This is a genomic window from Devosia submarina (assembly GCF_003056345.1).
GTDB classification, from domain to species: Bacteria; Pseudomonadota; Alphaproteobacteria; order Rhizobiales; family Devosiaceae; genus Devosia; species Devosia submarina.
Genome location: NZ_PYWB01000006.1, coordinates 240,188 through 261,664, shown reverse-complemented (window position 1 = coordinate 261,664; position 21,477 = coordinate 240,188). Strand labels below are relative to the sequence as shown.

The following is a 21,477-nucleotide window of genomic DNA, read 5'->3' as shown; positions in this document are numbered from 1 at the left end:
ATATCGTATTGCATGGCTGCGAACATCGTGTTAGCCAATGGTTATTGTCAAGAGGAAAAGATGGCCAAAGAGCTTCCGACAGCACAGAGCACCAGCGCTGAACCGGTGTCGGCAATCCAGCGCCACAGCCTTGCCACCGAAGTCTATGAAACGGTGTTCTCCCAGCTTATGGCGCTTAAGATTGCGCCGGGTTCTCGAATCACCGTTGATAACCTTGCGCGCGAGTTGCGGGTGTCGCAGACGCCAATTCGTGAAGCGCTCAGCCGCCTAGAGGCAGAGGGGCTCGTCAACAAGACGCATCTGGTTGGCTACAGCGCCGCTCCGCAGATCACCGCCAAGCAATTTGCTGATCTTTATGAGCTGCGTCTGCTGCTCGAGCCCGATGCAGCGCGACGTGCCGTTGCCCGGCTGGATGGGGAAACAGTGGCCGAGCTCACCGAAGCTGCGGGTGTCATGGCCCGCCGCGCGAAGTCGGGTGACGAGCGGGCGCGCTACTCCCAATTTGCTCGCCAGGACGCCGTGTTCCACGACATGATCATGAAGGTGGCTGGCAATGAGCTGATCCGCGACACGCTCAACCACCAGCATGTGCACTTCCATATTTTCCGCCTGATGTTCCATTCGCGCGTGACCGAGGAAGCGCTGGCCGAACATGAGGCTATCGTCAGCGCTTTTGAAGCGCGTGACGCTGCCGCGGCCGAAAAGGCCATGCGTGTACACATCGAACGCTCTCGCGATCGCCTTCTGCCGGTGTTCGACGAATGAGCGCGGCCGAGCTGATGGTCGAGCCTGCTCCGGAAACTGGAGCCGCGAGCCCCTTGATGCGGCTGTCGGGGCTGAGCAAGGCCTATGGCTCCGTGACCGTTCTGTCGGATGTCAATCTCGATATCTGCGCGGGGGAGATCCACGCCATCATCGGCGAAAATGGTGCGGGGAAGTCGACATTGATGCGGCTGATTTCGGGCCATGTGCGGCCGACAGCAGGCACCATCCAGCTGGGTGGAAATGAGGTTTCGTTCTCCAAGCCGACCGAGGCGGAGCATGCCGGCATTGCGCTGGTGCACCAGGAAATTCTCTTGGCCGATGGGCTGACCGTCACGGAAAACCTGTTTCTTGGTCGCGAGCAGACGCGTAATGGCGTTGTCGATGACCGGGCCATGGAGCGGATCGCTGCAGAGCGCTTGCGGGAGCTGGGTTGCACAGCATCGCCGCGCGACCTTGTTGGACGCCTCCCGATTGCACAACGCCAATTAGTGCAGATTGCTCGTGCGCTTCTTGAGGATCATCGCCTAGTGATCTTCGACGAACCAACCGCCGTCCTCACCACCACGGAAGTGGACACGCTGCTTCGCATCGTGCGCAGCCTGCGCGATCGCGGCGTGGCGGTGCTTTATATCTCCCACCGTCTCAACGAGGTAGAGGCGCTGGCCGACCGCATCACGGTGCTTCGCGATGGCAAGATGATCGGGACCTATGAGGCTTCAGCGCTAGCGCAGGAAGACATGGCTCGGCTGATGGTCGGGCGCGAGCTCTCCATGCTTTATCCGCCCAAGCGTGGGACTTCCACTCAGCCGCCGATCCTGGAGATCGAACATCTCAGCGTTCCCGGCTATGTTGCCGATGCCTCGCTTGTCGCGCGGACAGGCGAAGTGCTTGGCCTTGGCGGCATGATCGGGGCAGGGCGGACCGAACTTTTTGAGGGCCTCTTGGGTCTTCGTCCTGCGAAGGTCGCCCAGGTGCGTGTCGACGGCAAGGCCGTGCGCATTCGTTCCGTTGCGGATGGTGTCGAGGCCGGCATTGGCTATCTTACTGAGGATCGCAAGGGGAAAGGGCTGCTGCTGCGCGAGCGCCTGGCACCGAACTTGGTTCTGACGGCGCTCTCAAGAATTTATCGCAAGCCCTATATCGAACGAAAGCTTGAGACTGGCGAGCTAGACCGCGCCGTGGGCGAATACGACATCCGAGTCCGCAGCAAGCGCCTGGAAGCTGGCCAATTGTCCGGCGGTAACCAGCAAAAACTGCTCCTTGCCAAGATCATGATGCTCGATCCAAAGGTCGTCATCATCGATGAGCCCACCAGGGGCATCGATATCGGCAACAAGAGCCAGATCTATTCATTCATCGATGCGCTGATCCGCGCGGGCAAGGCCTGCATCGTGATCTCGTCGGAACTGCAGGAATTGGTGGGGCTCTGTGACCGCATCCTCGTGATGCGCGCGGGCAGCATCGTTGCCGAGTTCTCGGGGGAAGAAATCACCGAGGAAGCAGTCGTTCTGGCAGCAACAAGCGGCAAAGCAAAAGCCGTGGCAGGAGGAGAATTGCAATGACCGATATCACCGCACCGCCTGTGCGAGAGCCGCTGCTCCAGCGCATCAACTGGGTTGATATCGGTCCCTTCGTGGCGCTGGTCATCCTTGCCGTGGCGGGTGTGTTGATCAATCCCGATTTTCTTTCGGCGACCAACATCACCAATGTCGTAACCCGCTCGGCCTTTATCGCCATTATTGCCGTGGGTGCGACCTTCGTTATTTCTTCCGGTGGGCTGGACCTGTCGGTCGGTTCGATGACGGCTTTCGTCACCGGCATCATGATCATGTTCATGAACAGCCTCGTGCCCAGCATGGGGGCCAATGCGATTATCGCCGGCATGGCGTTGGTGTTGTGTGTCGGCGCTCTTGCCGGCCTGTTCAACGGCCTGATCGTCACCGTGGGCAAGATCGAGCCCTTTATCGTGACCCTTGGCACGATGGGCATTTTCCGTGCCCTCATTACCTTCATGTCTGACGGTGGCAATATCCCCCTGGACCGCAGCCTGCGCGAGCCATTTCGCCCAGTCTATTATGGCAATTTCATTGGCTTCCCAATCCCGATCCTGGTGTCCATTGTTGTCGCATTGATCGGCGCCTTTATTCTCTACAAAACCAAGTTCGGTCGCCGCTGTGCTGCCGTCGGCGCAAACGAGGACGTCGCGCGCTTCTCCGGTATTTCCGTTGGTCGGGTTCGCACCCTAGCCTTCGTTATCCAGGGCATCTGCGTTGCCATTGCCGCAATCTGCTATGTGCCGCGCCTTGGCGCCGCTACCCCCACAACCGGTCAGCTGTGGGAGCTGCAGGTGATTACGGCCGTCGTTATCGGTGGCACGGCCCTTCGTGGCGGCAAGGGGCGCATCTGGGGCACGGTTGCGGGCGCTGTCATCCTCGAGATGATCGCCAACCTCATGGTGCTGTCCAACTTCATCTCCGAATACCTCGTCGCCGCGGTGCAAGGCGTCATCATCATCATTGCCATGCTCGTGCAGAGGTTCTCCAAGCAGCCGTGACTGGACCTCACGGCCTGCACAATCTTCAGGTCCATTTCTGGGAGGAAATTGAATGCTAAAACGAAATCTGTTGGCCGCTGTGGCGCTCTCGAGCGTTCTGGTTGCGGTGCCGGCCTTTGCTCAGGACAAGAAGGTCATCGCCGTTTCCGTTCCCGCGGCCACACATGGCTGGACGGGTGGCGTTGTCTACCACGCCCAGAAGGCCGCCGAAGAGATCCAGGCTGCTTTCCCGAACATCGAAGTGGTTGTGAAGACATCACCCTCGGCTTCGGCACAGGTGAGCGCGCTGGAGGACCTCACCGCCTCTGGCGATCTCGATGCCCTCGTTATCCTGCCGTTTTCGTCTGACGAATTGACGGGTCCGGTGCAGTCAGTGGCTGACGCAGGCACCTTCATCACCGTGGTCGACCGTGGCCTGACCGACCCAGAAATCCAGGATCTTTACGTTGCCGGCGACAACATTGCAGTGGGTTCCACCACCGCGAAGTTCCTCGTGGACAAGCTTGGCGGCAAGGGTGACGTTGTGGTGCTGCGCGGCATTCCCACCGTGATCGACGACGAGCGCATCCAGGGCTTTCAGGAGGGGCTCGAAGGGAGCGATATCAACGTTCTCGATATCCAGTATGCCAATTGGAACAGCGACGAGGCTTTCAGCCTGATGCAGGACTATTTGGCAAAGTATCCGCATATCGACGCGGTCTGGGCCAATGATGACGATATGCTTCTGGGCGTTCTGGAAGCCATCGAGCAGTCCGGCCGCACCGAGATCAAGTATGCTCTAGGCGGCAATGGCATGAAGGAAATTATCGAGAAGGTCATGGCTGGCGATCCCATGACCCCGATCGAAACACCTTACCCACCATCCATGATCAAGACGGCGATCTACATGACCGCTGCCCAGTTCAACGGCCAGGCGCCGGTTCGTGGCACCGTCAAGCTCGACGCGCCCTTGATCACCCAGGAAAACGCTGAAGAATACTACTTCCCAGACTCTCCGTTCTGATTGCCTAATGGGCCGCGCCCAGGCGCGGTCCACCCTTGCTTTGTTTTGGAGACCCTAAAATGCCCGGCAAAAAGATCCTCATGCTTTGCGGTGAGTTCACCGAAGAATACGAGATTTTCGTCTACCAGCAGGCGATGGAAGCGGTCGGTCACACCGTTCACGTCGTGTGCCCCGACAAAAAGGCTGGCGAGGTTATTGCGACATCGCTGCACGATTTTGAAGGCCACCAGACCTATACCGAGAAGATGGGGCACTATGCCCTGATCAACAAAACCTTCAGCGAAGTTCGGGTCGACGAATATCACGCCGTCTACGCTGCGGGCGGCCGCGGCCCTGAATATATCCGCACGGACAAGCGCGTGCAGGAGATGGTGCGCCACTTCCACGAAGCCAAAAAGCCGATTTTCACTATCTGCCATGGCGTGCAGATCCTGGTTGCCGTCGATGGCGTGGTGCGTGGCAAGAAAGTTGCGGCGCTTGGCGCATGTGAGCCCGAGGTAACGCTTGCGGGCGGAACCTATATCGATCTCTCGCCTACCGAAGCCTATGTGGATGGCACCATGGTTTCGGCGAAGGGCTGGACTGCTCTGGCTGCTTTCATCCGCGAGTGCTTGAAGGTCCTCGGGACCGAAATCCGCCACAGCGACGACATCAACGAAAAAGCGGCCTAAGGGTCATCAGCATGGCCGGCCCCCAACCGCCGGCCATGTGCCAGAGCCTGCTGGATATTAAAAGCAAGGGTTGCCTCCGGGCGTGAGTCAGCTACTCCGACTTCAGTGCGAAGAGCAGACAGTCCGCTAACTAGCCCGTTCTTACGGACAGGACTCGCCTGTGAAGGGCAGGGTAGGGGGCGTTGGCGGCTCTGCCTGAACTGGACAAAGCCGCGTCGTTCAGATCTCCGTTGCTTCAGATAGCGAGAGTGCATCGTCTACATGGACACCCCGTTACCGCACCGTGTTCTCGATCTTGCTATGCCCGAGCAGTATCTGAATAGCATGAAGGTTCCACGTGGCCTTGTAGATGATCGACGCCTTGGTTCGGCGCAGGGTATGGGTGCCATATTCCTGCGGTGTCAGACCGATGGCAGTGACCCGTTCGTCAACCAGCCGCGCATATTGACGCGTGCTCAGGTGGCGATCAGCGTTGACGCGGCTCGGAAACGCGAAGTCATCGACCGTGCCGCGTCGTCTCTCAAGCCAGGTAAGCAGGCTAGCTCTTGTGTCTAAGGTGATCTAAAACTGAACAGGTCTGCCCGTCTTCTGCTGGATCACCATCGATCGGGACCAGATTGTCGGCCGGAGCGGGACTGCGAGGCGGGCAAGCGCATCGACCCAGCACGCCAAGGGCAAGTTGATTGGCGAAACGCTGATCCCCGGCGATGGCGTGGTGACCGTCTAGGGCACTGTCGAAGGGCAGCTGGTAAACGTCTTCCAAAATTTCACCGTCTTCGGCGGCTTGCCGTCGGAAAAACTCGGGCCGAAGAGATCCGAGGGGTCATGGATCCGGCCGTCCGGACCTGCGTGCCCGTGATTGAAATTGATGACAATGGCGGTGCGCGCATTAAGGAGGGCGTGGCGTCGCTGGGTGGCTATACCATGTATTTTGGCGAAACGTGCAGGCTTCGGGCGCCATCCCGCAGATCCTAGTGAACCCGAGGAGCTTTTCCTTGCGGCAGATATCTTCCGCGTTGGGACGTTGTCGCTAGGTTGTGTAACTCTAGTTTGCCACAACGTCGACGGACGGGCAGCTTTCAGGAAATCGTTGCGGGTGGAGAAACGGCGTGAATGGGGCGCATTCCAGCTGGAAGCTTCCATTCCTTTGTGCGCTGGATGTGCCGAGGGCCGCACCCTTCGGCCTACGTTGGAATCAACTGTACACCCGTGGCTTCATCATGAGGCGAATGCCATCATGGCTGTAGACCAGCCTGCCGCCTGCATCCATCTCGCCGCGGCTTCCTTTCAACGCTAAGAAAGTTGCGTCATAGAAGATCCGAGCTCGCTCAAGGTTGTTGCTGCCAACCATGACGTGTGTGAACATTTTCTTCTCCGACGGTGGACGGCTGATGTTGATGCCAGACCGCTGGGAAAAACACCAGTTTTCACCAAGTTCGAAGAGCGACAAGTTACATCATCGTCGTTGTCCGGCCTTGGGATTCGTTGAGGTCGCAGAACGGGTGATTGAGGGAATTGCGGATTGGCTGCTAACGGCCCCCAGCCCACACAAGATCAAGCAGGGGAAGTCTGCTTTTGAATGCCGAGCTACTGAAGTCTGAGCAGCAAGGATGGGGCGCATGGCAGAAGACCCTTTTGGCTAGTAACCACCCACCGACAATTCACTGCGAACGCTCGGATCATCATCCAAAAATTCGGGCTCAGCCACAGCTCCAATGGCGTCGAAATAACGGCTAAGGAAGTTCCGGAAGGAGGAGGCTAGCGCAATGTCCGCGATGTTAAGGTCAGTAAGACCTACGGCACGAAGCGCGTCGATATCCGCTTGGGTGATGCGCGAGGCGTCCACCGTGATCTGCTCGGCATAGGCTAGCATGGCAACTTGCTGGTTAGTGAGCCCGGCATTACGGTAGTTCCGGTGCACAGCCAGTGTCTGTTCGCGCTCAATCATACCCGACAACGCCTTGAAGTAGACGTGAGAGCAATAGCTTGAGGGCACATGCTTGGCCACGATCAGGGTTATCAGGCGAAAGTTGACGAGCCCCAGAGAAAACCCGTCTCTTATTCGATGCAGCAAATTCTCGACAGGCGACAAGATATCAGGTCTAGCTGACCAGCATTGGGTTGCCTGCATGACCCGTCCCATCGATGCCACTTCATTGGCATAGATCAAGGCTATCTCACCCTCAGCCTCGGTCGGCTCCACAGTCCGTACAAACATCGCCATCTCCCACCGCGTGTGCGTTGCAGAGATACTCGCTCTGCTGAGTTCCTATGGAAAGAGGTGCCAATCGGATTAGTCCACACGTTTTCTTCTGAACAGCACGTCTGCTGCCGGGATCTTCTTGAGAGTACTCGAACGGCTGCAATGGGGCGCGAGGCTGTCTATACTCTTTCTCCCAGGCAGAGCACAGGACTACTCTCAACTTCCGGATCTTTGTAGGATCGTGCAACTTGCCAGGAGTATTGCCCTAACGGTAAAGACGCCCGCGGTGGTCAAGTGAGGTCATCGGCGAACAACTAACGCCGAAACAACCTCAAAGGAAAGACACCATGTTCCGCAACGTCACTGCCACCTCTATCGCTCTTGTTCTGTTGTCCTCTGCAGCTGCCGCATCTGAAAACTCGGAAGAAGATCCCAACATCCACGGCCGCTCAGTTGCGGCGATCACTGCTAATCTGGCCGAACACCACGGTATCAACGCAGACCGCGTTGAAGCCTGGGGCGACAAGATCATCGTCCATATCAGCGACGAGAATGGTGCCAATCGCGTATTATACCTGAACAAGGACACTCTGCGCCCACTTACCCATGCGCCTGCCGTTGCATCACGTCTCGATGTGATTGAAGTTCAGCCTGCTAGTCTGGCTCGCTGGGCCGATGAGTCTGCCCGCTCTCTGCTCGATAGTGACGACGATGGCTCCAACTCCTCCTCAGCCTTTTAAGCCGACGTTCATCTCGTCTCGCATCATCTGGACGGCCTGAGGTCTCGCAAGAGATCCAGGTCGTCCAATGCGTTCGCCCATCCTCTGATCGACAGCAAGGACTTAGCCCCCCAGTGCCGCAATACCGGCTGAACAACTTTCGGCACATCAACTTAGCTCCGCTTTGAAGTAGGATCGTGCAAGTGATTGGGAGTTTGATGATAACGTTGGGGTCAAGCGGGGAGCTTAGATGGTGTCGAGGCGATCAGGGGATCGCACCACATCAAAGGAATACACCATGAAGACCGTTATGATCACCGGCAGCTCTTCGGGCTATGGTTTGGAAACCAGGGTGTTCAACACCAACACCTTCGGCGTCGAGGCCATGACGCAGGCCAGCCATCCCAACGACGTCACGGGTGTAGGCTTCAAAGTTGGTTACGACAGCGCTTCTCAGTTTAGCCGCGAGTATTGCCGGTACTTTGGTGCCGCACCCAGCCAGGATGCTCAGAAATTGCGGTCGCTTACTGCAACGCTTGCCTAGGGGCATGCTTCTTGGCCAGCATTCGCGAGCTGCCTGCGTCCGCTTCTAGGTGAAACAGTTGCTTGGCTGAACGACGGGATGAGGCGCAAAGAGAACGCCGAAGCTGCGAGTGCTCCAGAGACAACTCTAGCCGATGGTATGATGAAAAAGCCCCAGTTTCCCGGGGCTTTTTTGTTCAACTAACTTTTGAGGCGAACTGACAGCGACTTTGAGTGCGCACAAATCAGACTTTTGACCATCCTTATGGGGCGATCACATCAACTCGGAATACTCAAGAGCACCCCGTCGTCGTCCCGCACGTGTCGCACTTCAAGCACGTTCCGTTCCGCACCATCGTGAAGTTATGGCACTCGGTGCACTGGTCGCCCGTGTAGCCCTTCATCTGAGCTTCGGCCCTGAGGAGCCCCGCGTCCTTTGCCGTTGGTGGGCTGGGGATGGGGTTGAGCTCGGCAGCCGGGAAAGCCGCCGGGGCGAGTTGGGGCTCTTGCTTGAGCGCCGTGGCTGTGCGCAGCGCTGTTACAGTAGAGGTGCTGGCAGCCTGGGGCGGAGTGTACTGGTGATCGCCCGAGACGATCATCAGCGACTTGTTAGCCACCCGGCCGCGCGTCATGCCGCGAGACACGAAGCGCTCGGCAGGAACCGGGGCAGGGGTCGACGGGGAAGCCGTGCGCGCAGCCTGCTCCTCGGTAACACCGCCCGACAGGGAGGTTGGTGAAGCCGGAGCCACATGGGCGAGGTCATCCCGGTCTAGATAGGATACGGCCAGTTCGCGGAACACGTAGTCGAGGATCGACGTCGCGTTCTTGATCCGGTCATTGCCCATGACCATGCCGGCGGGCTCGAAGCGCGTGAAGGTGAATGCCTCCACATATTCGTCCAGCGGCACGCCATACTGCAGACCCAGCGAGATCGCGATGGCGAAATTGTTCATCATGGCGCGGAAGGCAGCGCCTTCCTTGTGCATGTCGATGAAGATCTCGCCCAGGCGACCATCGTCATATTCGCCGGTACGCACATAGACCTTGTGGCCGCCAACGATCGCCTTCTGGGTATATCCCTTGCGGCGGTCGGGCATCTTTTCGCGCTCACGCACACGTTCGACGATCCGCTCCACGATCTTTTCGGCAACCACCGGCACGCGGGCATCCACGGGCATGGCATTGAGCGCTTCGACATGATCATCCTCATCCTCGTCATCGGCCGCAGCCAAGACGGACGAATTGAGCGGCTGGGAAAGCTTGGAGCCATCGCGGTAAAGCGCGTTGGCCTTGAGCGCCAGGCGCCAGGACAGCATGTAGGCTTCCTTGGCTTCTTCCACGGTTGCGTCGTTGGGCATGTTGATGGTCTTGCTGATCGCGCCCGAGATGAAGGGCTGGGCGGCAGCCATCATCAGGATGTGTGACTCCACCGACAGGTAGCGCTTGCCGATCTTGCCGCATGGCGTGGCGCAGTCGAACACCGGCAGGTGCTCTTCCCGAAGGTGTGGGGCGCCTTCCAGCGTCATGGCGCCGCAAACATGGATATTGGCGGCCTCGATGTCCTTCTTGGAGAAACCAAGGAACGGCAGCAGCTCGAACGAGAAGTCATTGAGCTGTTCGTCAGTGACACCGAGGGACTTCAGGAAGTCGGCACCTAGTGTCCACTGGTTGAACACGAACTTGATGTCGAAAGCCGAAGCCATGCCCTTGTTGAGCGCCTCGATCTTGTCGTCCGTAAAGCCCTTGGCGCGCAGCGTCGAAGGGTTGATGCCCGGTGCCTGGTTCAAATTGCCATGGCCCACCGCATAGGCTTCCATTTCGGCGATCTGCGATTCCGAATAGCCCAGCGTGCGCAGGGCAGGGGGAACGGCACGGTTGATGATCTTGAAGTAACCACCACCGGCGAGCTTCTTGAACTTTACCAGTGCAAAGTCGGGCTCGATGCCGGTCGTGTCGCAATCCATGACAAGGCCGATCGTGCCGGTCGGCGCGATAACGGAAACCTGTGCGTTACGATAACCGTGCTTTTCGCCTAGGGCGAGCGCATTGTCCCACGCGACCTTGGCGCGTTCGCTGAGGTTTGCATCTATCAGCGAACCGTGGTCCAGCGGCACCGGATTGATGGACAGCCCCTCATAGCCCTGCGCATTGCCATGGGCGGCATTGCGATGGTTCCGGATCACGCGCAGCATGTGCTTGGCGTTGCGCTTGTAATCCTTGAATGGCCCAAGTTCCCTAGCCATCTCAGCCGACGTCGCATAGGAAACGCCGGTCATGATGGCCGTCACGGCGCCCGCAATGGCGCGGCCCTCGGCCGAGTCATAGGGAATGCCCGAGGTCATCAGGAAGCCGCCGATATTGGCGTAGCCGATGCCCAGGGTGCGATATTCGAACGAGCGCTCTGCAATCGCCTTGGATGGGAACTGCGCCATCATCACCGAGATTTCGAGCACGACCGTCCAGAGGCGTACCGTGTGCTCATAAGCAGCCGTGTTGAACGAGCCATCCTGGTTGCGATAGGGCAGCAAGTTCACCGAAGCGAGGTTGCACGCCGTATCGTCAAGGAACATGTATTCCGAGCAGGGGTTCGACGCATTGATTGGACCGGCTTCGGGCGAGGTATGCCACTCATTGATCGTCGTGTGGTACTGGATGCCGGGATCGGCTGAAGCCCATGCTGCGTAACCAACCTGTTCCCAAAGATCGCGCGCCTTGAGCGTCTTGGTCACTTTGCCATTGGAACGCGCCTTGAGATCCCAATCGCTGTCGTTTTCGACGGCGCGCAGGAAGTCGTCAGTGACGCGGACTGAATTGTTGGAGTTCTGGCCCGAAACGGTGAGGTAGGCCTCACTGTCCCAATCGGTGTCGTAGACCGGGAACTCGATGTCGGTATAGCCCTGCTTGGCGAACTGGATCACGCGGAAGATGTAGTTCTCCGGCACCAGCGCCTTCTTGGCGGCGCGCACTTCACGCTTGAGAGCCGGGTTCTTGGCCACGTCAAAGCAATCGTCGCCCGAACCTTCGCAGTTCACGGCGGCCTTCATGATGGCCTTGAGGTGCTTGGAAACGACCTTGGAACCGGTCACGAGCGCCGCGACCTTCTGCTCTTCCTTGACCTTCCAGTTGATGTATTCCTCAACGTCGGGATGGTCGATATCGAGCACCACCATCTTGGCCGCACGACGCGTCGTGCCGCCCGACTTGATCGCCCCGGCAGCACGGTCGCCGATCTTGAGGAAGCTCATCAGGCCCGACGACTTGCCGCCGCCAGAGAGCTTTTCGCCCGAGCCGCGCAGGGCCGAGAAATTGGTGCCCGTGCCCGAACCGTACTTGAACAGGCGCGCCTCGCGCACCCAAAGGTCCATGATGCCGTTCTCGTTGACGAGATCGTCATTCACCGACTGGATGAAGCAGGCATGCGGCTGGGGATGCTCGTAGGAGCTCTTGGACGACACCAGCTTATGGGTGAAGGGGTCGACATAGAAGTGGCCCTGGCCGGGGCCATCAATGCCATAGGCCCAGTGCAGCCCCGTGTTGAACCATTGCGGCGAGTTCGGCGCCACGCGCTGCGTTGCCAGCATGAAGGCAAGTTCATCGCGGAAGGCGAGGGCGTCTTCTTCTGAGACGAAATAGCCGCCCTTCCAGCCCCAATAGGTCCAGGTGCCGGCCAGGCGATCAAACACCTGGCGCGAATCCATTTCCGAGCCATAGCGCTCGCCCTCGGGCAGCTTGGCCAGTTCCGCCTCGTCGGGCACGGAGCGCCACAGCCAGGAAGGAACCGAGTTCTCTTCCACCTTCTTGAGCGCCTTGGCGACGCCAGCCTTGCGGAAATATTTCTGCGCGATGATGTCGGCAGCTACCTGCGACCAGGTGGCGGGCACGGCAATGTCTTCGAGCTTGAACACCACCGAGCCATCGGGATTGCGGATTTCGCTGGTGGCCGAGCGGAACTCGATAGTGGCGTAACGGTCCTGGTCGGCGGACGTGAAACGACGTTCAATGCGCATAGGAAAGAATCCTGAACTGTAGAGGCGATGCCCATCTGGGCTTGAGCTAACAATGCGCCGAACTGCGCGGCGAGCAATCTGACCTATTCTGGCACAGGCGAGACGAGATTCCTTTTTCTCATCTTTGACCCCGGTAAAGCGTGCAGGTCCCTAACCCAATATAGTGCTGCAAAACCACTAGGGCTAGTGTCTTTGCACGCTACTTACCCCTACAAATGGTAAGAATTCCGCGGCTTTGATGCCGGTTAATACCAATATGAGCCAGCTAGGACTTCCTTCCTAGGCTGCTCTTAAGCATTCATCAACAGGTTTGAGGGTTCCCGTCACCGGCGTGTCACTAAAGGATTTCCAGCGCTCCGATGGCCATTCCAAGACCTTAATGAAGTCAATGCGCTAATCCGATTCGAGGATTGTCAATCAGAGAAATTTTGGGGAGCATTGCCCTGAAATAATTTTCTCTTCTTGGGGCGTGTGGATAACGCCTACAACTACGCAGCCAGCGAGCAGTTGGCGAGCCATCCTTGCAGTCCACCAAACAGGCAGGGGCGGAGTCGAGCAAGCCTTGGCCGAAGCGTTAAGGAAACCTTGGTGTTCATAGCCCCTGTGGCGGGCACTTAGGCCTAGGCTCATGTGCGCTCACGTGCTAAACCCCCCGCAGATCGTGAGTTCGACAGCGGAATCGACAATTGGCCAAGACTGGTATGAAGCAGTTCCTTACAGAAATCTTCTCCTGGTGGAGCGGCCAAACCTGGGGCACGCGGCTGTGGATCTGGCGCTTTGGCGAGTTCGTCGGCACCGACGAAAACGGCAACCGCTACTACCAGGACAAGAAGCGCAACCGTCGCTACGTCACCTATGCAGGCGACGCTGACGCATCCACGATTGGCACGGGCTGGCATGGTTGGATCCACCACCGCACGGATGTGATCCCCACCCAGGATAAATATGTGCCACGTGCTTGGGAAAAGCCCCGCGAGCGCAATCTGACTGGCACGGCGCAGGCTTATCGCCCCGAGGGGAGCCTCCTCAACAAGGGCGAGCGCCCACGCGTGACCGGCGACTACGAAGCCTGGTCACCCGAATAAGGGCAGACGCATTGCCCGTCTTCCGGTTCCTCAAGCTGCTATCTTTAGCGGCCGTGCTCTGCTGTGCGGCGCCCGCCTGGGCGCAGCCCATCGCCAATCCGGTGGCGACCTTTGCTGGGCTCGACAAGATCACGGGGCGCATCACGCGTTTTGACGTCTACATCGATGAAACCGTCCTGTTCGGCGCCCTGGAGATCACCCCTCGCGCCTGCTACAGCCGCCCGCCTACCGTAACCCAGCGAGTTTCTTCTTTCCTGGAAGTCGATCAGCGCAGCCTCACCGGCACTTCCAAGCGCATCTTCACCGGCTGGATGTTTGCCGACAGCCCGGCGCTCAACGCCGTGGACCACGCGGTCTATGATGTATGGCTTATTGAATGCAAAACCAGCACGGACGTGCCTCCACCGGACGCGCGCTAGCAGACCCCGCGCCGACCGCGCGCGCAACACCGCCTAAAGCCTAGGAATTTCACGGTGAGATTGTCGAACCGAGAGGTTGAGTGGTGTAGGATCGAGCTATGCCCTCTTCATTCAAGGGGCTCAGGATGAGAGCTGCTGGGGTGAAGGCAATCGCCTTCCGCAGGGTGATAGAAAGATTACCCTATAAGCCTCAACCTTGGTGGCCTCGCGACCTACGGCGCCCCTACGATCACCCCAAAAGCGCGACTTGTAACTCGACCTTCCTGAGACCTCATGGTGAGCCTGTCGAACCGCGAGGTCGCGCGAGTGGAGTACTGCGCGCCACTCCCTCGTCCTTTCATAAGCCCAAGATCAGTGAGCCACGATAGCATGGTGTTTGTGGAGCGCCGGCTACTCCGCTGCCCTCGTCGCATAATGCGGCCGACGCTCCATTACTTCCTTCAAGAACTTGCCCGTATAGGACCGCGGATTGGCCGCCACATCTTCCGGCCTTCCGATGGCAACCACTTCGCCGCCATTGTCACCGCCCTCGGGCCCAAGATCGATCACCCAATCGGCCGTCTTGATGACTTCGAGATTATGCTCGATCACGATCACTGTGTTGCCGCCTTCGACAAGTTCCTGCAGCACTTCGAGCAGCTTTGCCACGTCGTGAAAATGTAGCCCCGTCGTGGGCTCGTCCAGCATGTAGAGCGTCCGGCCAGTTGCTCGCTTGCTCAACTCCTTGGAGAGCTTCACTCGCTGCGCCTCACCACCCGACAAGGTATTGGCCGGCTGTCCCACCTTCACATAGCCCAAGCCCACGCGCTGCAGGGTCAGGAACTTGTCGCGGATCGTGGGCACGGCCGAGAAGAAGTCCACAGCCTCATCGATGGTCATGTCGAGCACGTCCGAAATGGACTTGCCCTTGAACTGTACCTCAAGCGTTTCGCGGTTGTAGCGCTTGCCCTTGCATACATCGCAGGTGACATAAACGTCGGGCAGGAAGTGCATCTCGATCTTGAGCACACCGTCGCCTTCGCACTTCTCGCAGCGCCCGCCCTTGACGTTGAAGCTGAACCGCCCCGGCCCATAACCGCGGGTTTTTGCTTCTGGCAGGCCAGCGAACCACTCGCGCAGCGGCGTAAAGGCGCCCGTATAGGTCGCAGGGTTCGACCGCGGGGTACGGCCAATCGGTGATTGGTCGATGTCGATGACCTTGTCGAGGAACTCAAGCCCCGTCAGCGATTCATGAGGGGCAGGAACCACGCGCGCGCCGTTCAGCCGCCGGGCGATCGCCTGGTACATAGTGTCGATCATCAAGGTCGACTTGCCGCCACCGGACACACCGGTAATTGCCACGAACATGCCAAGCGGCACATCCACCGACACATTCTTGAGATTGTTGCCTGTCGCGCCCTTGATGCTGAGCGCCTTGCCAATCTTGCCCTGCCGCCGCTCGCTCGGCAGCGGAATGCCCATCCGCCCGGATAGGTATTTGCCCGTCAGCGAATCCGGATGGTTCAGGATTTGCTCCGGTGTGCCCTCGGCCACGATATGACCGCCATGCACACCCGCACCCGGGCCGATGTCCACCACATAGTCCGCCGTCAATATGGCATCCTCGTCGTGCTCCACGACGATAACGGTGTTACCGATGTCTCGCAGCCGCTGCAGGGTTTCGAGCAGGCGCGCATTGTCACGCTGATGCAAACCGATTGAGGGCTCATCGAGCACATAGAGCACCCCCGTAAGCCCCGAGCCGATCTGGCTCGCCAAACGAATACGCTGGGATTCACCGCCCGAAAGCGTGCCTGAATTGCGTGACATGGAGAGGTAGTCTAGCCCCACATCGATCAGGAACTTCAGCCGCTCGTTGATTTCCTTAAGGATGCGCTCGCCGATCAGCTTCTGGTTCGGCGTGAACTTGGCCGGCAATTGAGCAAACCACTCTGCCGTATTGCGGATCGACTTTTCGGTTACGTGCCCGATGTGCAGCCCGTCGATTTTGACCGCGAGGGCCTCGGGCTTGAGCCGGTAGCCGCCGCAGGCCACGCAGGGCTTGGCCGACATGTACTTCTCGATCTCCTCGCGCATGCCCGCGCTTTCGGTTTCCTTGTAGCGCCGCTCAAGGTTGCCGATCACGCCTTCAAATGCCTTTGTGGTCTTGTACTGCCGCAGACCGTCGTCATAAACGAAGTCGACCTGCGTCTTGCCTGTGCCGAACAGCACCGCGTGCTGCACTTCAAAGGGCAACTCGTTCCAAGCTGTGCCCGTGGAAGCGCCATATTGCTTCACCACGGCCTGCAAGGTCTGCTGGTAATAAGGCGCCGATGTCTTGGCCCAGGGCAAGACCGCACCGTCGCGTATGGATAGGGTGGGGTCGGGCACGACCTGGTCCGGGTCGATCTTCTGCTCGGTTCCGAGCCCATCACAGACTGGGCAGGCGCCGAACGGGTTGTTGAACGAAAATAGGCGCGGCTCCACCTCGGCAATGGTGAAGCCTGAAACCGGGCAGGCGAACTTCTCGGAGAATGTGACTTGAACGGGAGTGCCGTCCTCGTTCTTCTGATCCGCGAACTCGACCAGCGCAATGCCATCGGCAAGCTTCAGCGCCGTCTCGAAACTCTCGGCCAGACGGCCGGATATGTCGGGCCCGACCACCACGCGATCCACGACCACTTCGATGTCGTGCTTGAACTTCTTGTCGAGCGCAGGTGCGTCCTCGATCTCGTGGTATTCACCGTCGATCTTGACGCGCTGGAACCCCTTGCGCATCAGATCGGCCAATTCCTTCTTGTACTCACCCTTGCGGCCGCGCGCGATCGGCGCCAGCAAGTAAAGGCGCGTGCCCTCCGGCATTTCAAGCACTTTGTCGACCATCTGCGACACGGTCTGCGACTCGATTGGCAGCCCAGTTGCGGGCGAGTAGGGGACGCCTACGCGAGCAAATAAAAGACGCAGATAGTCGTAGATCTCCGTTACCGTACCCACGGTGGAGCGCGGATTGCGGCCCGTGGTCTTCTGCTCAATGGAGATCGCAGGGGATAGCCCCTCGATATGCTCCACATCGGGCTTCTGCATCATCTCAAGGAACTGACGCGCATAGGCGGAGAGCGACTCCACATAGCGTCGCTGCCCTTCGGCATAGATGGTGTCGAACGCCAGCGAAGATTTACCGGAGCCCGACAGACCCGTCATCACGATAAGGGAGTCGCGCGGCAGGCGAATGTCGATGCCCTTGAGATTATGTTCACGTGCGCCACGGACGACGAGTTCACGGTTCTGGCTGGGTTTGGCAGTCATTATTTCAGTCCATGGCTCAGGCGCCGAAAGCAGGCGCCGCGACAAAGTCGATAGCTTGTCGGGAAGGCCACACAAATAGGCATCACCCGCTCACGCCGCAAGCAGCCCCGATGCATGGCGGCCCGGCAGCTCGTCATTTTCCCGTTACGTTACACCTGTGGGCAGTACGACTCTACACCGGGAACATAAGCGGAACAAGTCTGCACCGAGTCAAGTTACCATTTGCACCGGCGCCATACCCTAGGCAGCTGTTGATTGGGGTAGGGCTCCTGACAATCCGTGTCAGCAGTACCAGCTTTTCCGCCGCCTTGACTCACCGCTATCGCGAACATAGGGTGAACGCAAGTCCTGTTCACAACCTCATATCACACAAGCATCGAACCGGACGGCGGCGTAAAGTGCAGCCGCTATGTAAGTGAGCGTTTGCGTGGGGCCATTGCCCAGCAAACTGAATTCAAAGGAAGACGCTATGGCAGGCAGTGTGAACAAGGTGATCCTGGTCGGCAATCTGGGTGCCGATCCAGAAGTGCGCAATCTCCCGAGTGGAGGCAAGGTGGTGAACCTGTCCATTGCCACTTCGGAGAGCTGGAAAGACAGGAACACGGGCGAGCGGCGCGAAAAAACCGAATGGCACCGTGTCGTTATATTTTCCGAAGGTCTGACCCGTGTGGCAGAAAGCTATCTGCGCAAGGGTAGCAAGGTCTACATCGAGGGCCAGCTTCAGACCCGCAAATGGCAGGACCAGTCTGGCCAGGACAAATATTCCACCGAAATCGTGCTGCAGGGCTTCAACAGCAATCTCACCCTGCTGGATGGCCGAGGTGGTGACAATGACGGCGCCTCTAGCGGCGGCGGCTACGGCAATGAAAGCGGCGGCTTCCGAGGCGCGCGCGACAACGGTGGTGCTGGTGGCGGACGTCGTCCCTCTGCCAACGCTCCGGCCTTCGAGCCTGGCGGGATGGACGATGATATCCCGTTCTGAGGCTTCGCTGACAGCCATATTGCGGGGGCGCTTCGGCGTCCCCACGTGTCTATGAAACTAAGCTATTTGAAGAGACTGGTTGCTTTCAGGCAGCCAAGCTTCAGGCTAGAAAGCCTGAAGCAGCAGCGCTAACTATTGCCGCGTGAACGGAACTTCGGCGCGCAAATTATCGCCGGTTTCCACATACACCACTTCGAACACGACGCCGATGTCGTCGTCGCGCAGGCTGATCTGGGCCGAGATGTTGAGGTCCTTGCCCTCTTCGTCCTGATCGCGTTCGCGCAGATTGAAGACAAGGCCACTGCCGCGCTTCTGGCCCACGGCTGTCCCGGTAAAGGTCGCATTAGAGCTCATGGCGGCTTCATAGCGCTTGCTTGCCTCGATATAGGCAATGGTGCCGGCCACTGAAAGCTGGTTACCCGCCAGCGTACAGCGGCCATTATAATTGACCTTGTCGGCATTGCCTTGCGTCAGGGACAAGCGGCATACGACCGTTTCCCGATTGGCCCCAACCAGCGTGCCGCGCCCGCGCCATTCACCAATATAGGATTTCAGCAGCGCCACATCTGCCGGGGCGGCAAAGGCCGGAGCGACACTGCCACCGGCCGCAAAAACTACGCCCGCCACCGCAACTGCGCGCGACAGGTGTCCAAAAAAGCTCATGGCCCTAGGCCTCCAACGAAAAATGCCCCTCGGCAACATACCGCCCACCCCGATACCACAACCCTTCGCCTGCCGGGCTAGTACGCAGCAATTTGATCGCTTGTTCCCCGCCCCTCCAGACGAGAATCAGCGCTGCTCATCTAAGCAATGGCGCCGGGGAGCGACAAGCAATGTTGCGCGCATTACTTGCCTGCAACAACAGGATCGGGAGCATCGCCCGTGTGGGTGTCGCCCGTAGGATCGTCCGGCGTCGCCTCATGGTCGGCCGTCCGCACCCGAATATTGCCGAGCGGGTGGAAGAACTTGCCGCCAGCGGCCAGAAGAGCGGGCAGGATAAACAGATCCCCAACTACCGCAAAGGCGAGGGTGGACACAAACAGCATGCCAAACAGTGCCACCTGAGGCAGTTCCGAGAAGGTCACGATGATGACCCCGGAACAAAGAATGATAGTGGTTGCGACAATGGCGCCCCCGATCCGGTCCAGCGTGTGCTTGACCGCCTCCATGTGCGGACGGCCTTCTTCGCGGCGCGAATGGAGGTAGTGCGACAGGAAGTGCACCGTGTCATCCACCGCAATACCGAAGGCGATCGTAAGCGCGATAACCGTGGTCAATTGCAGCCCCTGGCCGGTGAAATAGAGCCAGGCTTCCGTGCCCAGCACCGGGAAGAGGTTCGGAATGGCCGATGCCAGCGCCACGCGGAAGGATTGGAATGCAAACCCGATCAGGCCCAGATTGACCAGCACCGAAATGGTCAGATCCAGTTGCAGCCCGGTGACGATCTGGTCCGTGGCAAAAGTGGTCAGCACGCGGAAGCCACCGATCTGCGCCTGGCTGACTCCCGCAGCCTTGAGGTCCGCATCTATATCGGTCACTAGCTGGCGCAAATCTTCGGAGTCGATGATGGTTGGCATGAAACCGGTGACCAGCGCCTGGCTGCCATCATCCGTCACGAAGCGCCGCTTCATAAACGGACCAACGGCGTCCAGCACCTCTTCGCGGGTGAACCCGCTCTCGGTATAATTGGTGAGGCTCGCGGCCGAGATGACCTTGTTCTCCCCCAGGTGCTTCTCGACAATTTCGTGTACCGCCCGCACGGTTTCGAAGTCCCTTGGACCCACATTGGGGTCCATCTCGACCAGCGGCACACGGATATAGAAGGGGGCTACGCCGCCCACGCCCGCATCGATGCTCTCGGCAGCGGTCAGCGCCGTTGAGTCCTTCGCCACGAAATCCTGGAACGAGAAATGGGGCTTGATCAGGAAATAGGGGATGAAAAGCAGGATCGTCACGGCTATGGCAGCAATGGAAACCTGCCGGCCGAACCGGCTGGCCAGGAACCAGGCGATCGGCAGCGGTGCCGTTAGCACCAAGCTGGAGCGCTTGGGCGGCTTGAAGCCAAGGCGAATGGCAAGCTTGAGCAGCAGCGGCAAGAACGTCATTAGGCACACAAACAGCAAAAACGTGCCGATCGAACCCGCAATCGAGAACTCGCGAATGCCTTGGCCGGGCGTCAGGGAGAGCGAGGCGAAGCTGACAAAGGTAGTGAGCATGGTCAGGGCCGAGGCGGGCCCCACCAGCTTGACGGTGGCATCCACCGCCTTGTTGGGCTCCATCCCATCGCGCCAATACGCCAGCCAGTTGAAAACAAAGAACATGGCTTCTGCAAAGGAGATCACCAGCACCAGCGTCGTGACGATAATGGTGAGGAAGGAGAACGAGCCGAAAAACAGCAGGATGATACCCATGGACCAGAGCACCGCCAGGAACGGCGTCGCCGCCACCAACAGCGCGCCGGCAATGGAGCGCAGCGCCAGCAGCGCCAGGAGCGAGCCGAGCCCGAAACCCCAAACGGTGAACTTGACCTGATCATTAACCGCAGCACCAAGCATCTCGGTCGACCACACCGGTGGGCCGGTCAGCTCGATGCTGATGTTCTCGTCCTCGTAAGGCGCAATGGTTTCGCGCAGGCTCGCGATCATCGCCTTGGTGCCATTCTCCTTGGTCAGTTCCTGGTTGGGGAACATGATCAGCACCACGCCCGAAAGATCGGGCGTGATAAGGTTGCGCATCATTGGATCGTTCTGCTGCAGATCGCTAAGCGCACGCGCAACATCGCCGAAATTGTCCATGCCCTCGGGCACGGCCGGCACGGTGCCGCCATTGCCGTCCGGCTTGCGTAGGGTGAAAGGCGACATGGTGCCCACGGCATAGTCGTTGAGCTCCAGATCGAACGCTAGTTCGCGCACGCGCTCCAGCGTTTCGGGCTCAGTCAGGCGCGGCGAGTTGACCAGCACATAGATGTCGTTCTCGAACGTGCCGAAGGTGGAGGAAAGCTCCTCATAGGCATCGTAATGCTCACCTGAATGGGCATAAACCCGCAGCAAATCGCCATCCACATTGGCTCGCGGCATCTGCGATGCCGCCAGGATCGTCACGACGAGCACCGCCATGGCGATCAGGCGCGGATAGCGCAAAGTGGTCAGCCCGATATATTCGAGCCCGAAGCCAATCGACCGGTCATAGGCAAATCGCGCCCACAGGCGCTGGAAAAAGGAACCACCAGACAAAGGCCACCGACTCCGGAACGAAGATGCGA

Annotated in this window: 15 protein-coding genes and 3 pseudogenes; 11 read left to right on the top strand and 7 right to left on the bottom strand. The window is 59.0% G+C overall.

Features of this window, described 5'->3' with window-relative positions:
• The first annotated feature begins 60 nt into the window (after nucleotides 1-60).
• The 5 genes from DDE77_RS10775 to DDE77_RS10755 are packed head-to-tail and all read left to right on the top strand — an operon-like array spanning nucleotide 61 to nucleotide 4,993.
• On the top strand, nucleotides 61-765 hold the full coding sequence (locus DDE77_RS10775; RefSeq protein WP_108397555.1) for a GntR family transcriptional regulator: 705 nt from the start codon (nucleotides 61-63) through the stop codon (nucleotides 763-765).
• Nucleotides 762-2,327, top strand: coding sequence for a sugar ABC transporter ATP-binding protein (locus DDE77_RS10770; RefSeq protein ID WP_108397468.1), 1,566 nt, complete (start codon nucleotides 762-764; stop codon nucleotides 2,325-2,327). The genes DDE77_RS10775 and DDE77_RS10770 overlap by 4 nt, the downstream gene beginning before the upstream one ends.
• Nucleotides 2,324-3,319 (top strand): ABC transporter permease, encoded by a 996-nt coding sequence (locus DDE77_RS10765; RefSeq protein ID WP_108397467.1) that lies wholly within the window; start codon nucleotides 2,324-2,326, stop codon nucleotides 3,317-3,319. Before DDE77_RS10770 ends, DDE77_RS10765 begins: the two co-directional genes overlap by 4 nt.
• Before the next feature lie 52 nt (nucleotides 3,320-3,371).
• Nucleotides 3,372-4,322 (top strand): substrate-binding domain-containing protein, encoded by a 951-nt coding sequence (locus DDE77_RS10760; protein ID WP_108397466.1) that lies wholly within the window; start codon nucleotides 3,372-3,374, stop codon nucleotides 4,320-4,322.
• A 59-nt stretch (nucleotides 4,323-4,381) separates the two neighbouring features.
• Complete coding sequence (locus DDE77_RS10755) at nucleotides 4,382-4,993, top strand: DJ-1/PfpI family protein (protein WP_108397465.1); 612 nt, start codon at nucleotides 4,382-4,384, stop codon at nucleotides 4,991-4,993.
• 273 nt (nucleotides 4,994-5,266) lie between these two features.
• Here DDE77_RS10755 and DDE77_RS10750 read toward each other — a convergent pair.
• Nucleotides 5,267-5,611, bottom strand: a pseudogene (locus DDE77_RS10750) (tyrosine-type recombinase/integrase); the annotation flags it as partial.
• Between DDE77_RS10750 and DDE77_RS10745 the strand changes: the two are divergent.
• Nucleotides 5,571-5,970: pseudogene (locus DDE77_RS10745) on the top strand (carboxyl transferase domain-containing protein); the annotation flags it as partial. The pseudogenes DDE77_RS10750 and DDE77_RS10745 overlap by 41 nt on opposite strands.
• 239 nt (nucleotides 5,971-6,209) lie before the next feature.
• Here DDE77_RS10745 and DDE77_RS10740 read toward each other — a convergent pair.
• Nucleotides 6,210-6,359: pseudogene (locus DDE77_RS10740) on the bottom strand (VOC family protein); the annotation flags it as partial.
• A gap of 273 nt (nucleotides 6,360-6,632) precedes the next feature.
• On the bottom strand, nucleotides 6,633-7,211 hold the full coding sequence (locus DDE77_RS10735; RefSeq protein WP_108397554.1) for a carboxymuconolactone decarboxylase family protein: 579 nt from the start codon (nucleotides 7,209-7,211) through the stop codon (nucleotides 6,633-6,635).
• 332 nt (nucleotides 7,212-7,543) lie between these two features.
• Between DDE77_RS10735 and DDE77_RS10730 the strand changes: the two genes are divergently transcribed.
• Together DDE77_RS10730 and DDE77_RS10725 are read left to right on the top strand one after the other, a co-directional pair.
• Nucleotides 7,544-7,936 (top strand): PepSY domain-containing protein, encoded by a 393-nt coding sequence (locus DDE77_RS10730; RefSeq protein ID WP_108397464.1) that lies wholly within the window; start codon nucleotides 7,544-7,546, stop codon nucleotides 7,934-7,936.
• A gap of 277 nt (nucleotides 7,937-8,213) precedes the next feature.
• Nucleotides 8,214-8,459: a hypothetical protein gene (locus tag DDE77_RS10725; RefSeq protein WP_170116503.1), complete on the top strand. Its 246-nt coding sequence runs from the start codon at nucleotides 8,214-8,216 to the stop codon at nucleotides 8,457-8,459.
• Nucleotides 8,460-8,730: 271 nt separating this feature from the next.
• Here DDE77_RS10725 and DDE77_RS10720 read toward each other — a convergent pair whose 3' ends face one another.
• The gene (locus DDE77_RS10720) at nucleotides 8,731-12,444 is read right to left on the bottom strand and encodes a vitamin B12-dependent ribonucleotide reductase (protein ID WP_108397462.1); all 3,714 of its coding nucleotides are present in this window, start codon (nucleotides 12,442-12,444) and stop codon (nucleotides 8,731-8,733) included.
• A 701-nt stretch (nucleotides 12,445-13,145) separates the two neighbouring features.
• Between DDE77_RS10720 and DDE77_RS10715 the strand changes: the two genes are divergently transcribed.
• Complete coding sequence (locus DDE77_RS10715; protein ID WP_108397461.1) at nucleotides 13,146-13,529, top strand: NADH:ubiquinone oxidoreductase subunit NDUFA12; 384 nt, start codon at nucleotides 13,146-13,148, stop codon at nucleotides 13,527-13,529.
• An 11-nt stretch (nucleotides 13,530-13,540) separates the two neighbouring features.
• Complete coding sequence (locus DDE77_RS10710) at nucleotides 13,541-13,948, top strand: DUF2155 domain-containing protein (RefSeq protein ID WP_425430742.1); 408 nt, start codon at nucleotides 13,541-13,543, stop codon at nucleotides 13,946-13,948.
• 390 nt (nucleotides 13,949-14,338) lie between these two features.
• On the opposite strand, the gene uvrA is transcribed toward DDE77_RS10710, so the two are convergent.
• The gene (uvrA, locus tag DDE77_RS10705) at nucleotides 14,339-17,233 is read right to left on the bottom strand and encodes an excinuclease ABC subunit UvrA (protein WP_108397460.1); all 2,895 of its coding nucleotides are present in this window, start codon (nucleotides 17,231-17,233) and stop codon (nucleotides 14,339-14,341) included.
• A gap of 469 nt (nucleotides 17,234-17,702) precedes the next feature.
• Between uvrA and ssb the strand changes: the two genes are divergently transcribed.
• Nucleotides 17,703-18,215 carry a single-stranded DNA-binding protein gene (ssb, locus tag DDE77_RS10700; protein WP_108397459.1) on the top strand — a complete coding sequence of 171 codons (513 nt, stop codon included), beginning with the start codon at nucleotides 17,703-17,705 and terminating at the stop codon, nucleotides 18,213-18,215.
• Between the two features lie 132 nt (nucleotides 18,216-18,347).
• Here ssb and DDE77_RS10695 read toward each other — a convergent pair whose 3' ends face one another.
• Together DDE77_RS10695 and DDE77_RS10690 are read right to left on the bottom strand one after the other, a co-directional pair.
• Nucleotides 18,348-18,878, bottom strand: coding sequence for a hypothetical protein (locus DDE77_RS10695; RefSeq protein ID WP_108397458.1), 531 nt, complete (start codon nucleotides 18,876-18,878; stop codon nucleotides 18,348-18,350).
• Nucleotides 18,879-19,060: 182 nt separating this feature from the next.
• Nucleotides 19,061-21,448: an efflux RND transporter permease subunit gene (locus tag DDE77_RS10690; protein ID WP_108397457.1), complete on the bottom strand. Its 2,388-nt coding sequence runs from the start codon at nucleotides 21,446-21,448 to the stop codon at nucleotides 19,061-19,063.
• Nucleotides 21,449-21,477 lie beyond the last annotated feature (29 nt).

Coding starts and splice junctions, on each gene's coding strand:
- DDE77_RS10775 (WP_108397555.1), top strand. CDS start 61: ATGGCCAAAGAGCTTCCGACAGCACAGAGCACCAGCGCTGAACCGGTG.
- DDE77_RS10770 (WP_108397468.1), top strand. CDS start 762: ATGAGCGCGGCCGAGCTGATGGTCGAGCCTGCTCCGGAAACTGGAGCC.
- DDE77_RS10765 (WP_108397467.1), top strand. CDS start 2,324: ATGACCGATATCACCGCACCGCCTGTGCGAGAGCCGCTGCTCCAGCGC.
- DDE77_RS10760 (WP_108397466.1), top strand. CDS start 3,372: ATGCTAAAACGAAATCTGTTGGCCGCTGTGGCGCTCTCGAGCGTTCTG.
- DDE77_RS10755 (WP_108397465.1), top strand. CDS start 4,382: ATGCCCGGCAAAAAGATCCTCATGCTTTGCGGTGAGTTCACCGAAGAA.
- DDE77_RS10735 (WP_108397554.1), bottom strand. CDS start 7,211: ATGTTTGTACGGACTGTGGAGCCGACCGAGGCTGAGGGTGAGATAGCC.
- DDE77_RS10730 (WP_108397464.1), top strand. CDS start 7,544: ATGTTCCGCAACGTCACTGCCACCTCTATCGCTCTTGTTCTGTTGTCC.
- DDE77_RS10725 (WP_170116503.1), top strand. CDS start 8,214: ATGAAGACCGTTATGATCACCGGCAGCTCTTCGGGCTATGGTTTGGAA.
- DDE77_RS10720 (WP_108397462.1), bottom strand. CDS start 12,444: ATGCGCATTGAACGTCGTTTCACGTCCGCCGACCAGGACCGTTACGCC.
- DDE77_RS10715 (WP_108397461.1), top strand. CDS start 13,146: ATGAAGCAGTTCCTTACAGAAATCTTCTCCTGGTGGAGCGGCCAAACC.
- uvrA (WP_108397460.1), bottom strand. CDS start 17,233: ATGACTGCCAAACCCAGCCAGAACCGTGAACTCGTCGTCCGTGGCGCA.
- ssb (WP_108397459.1), top strand. CDS start 17,703: ATGGCAGGCAGTGTGAACAAGGTGATCCTGGTCGGCAATCTGGGTGCC.
- DDE77_RS10695 (WP_108397458.1), bottom strand. CDS start 18,878: ATGAGCTTTTTTGGACACCTGTCGCGCGCAGTTGCGGTGGCGGGCGTA.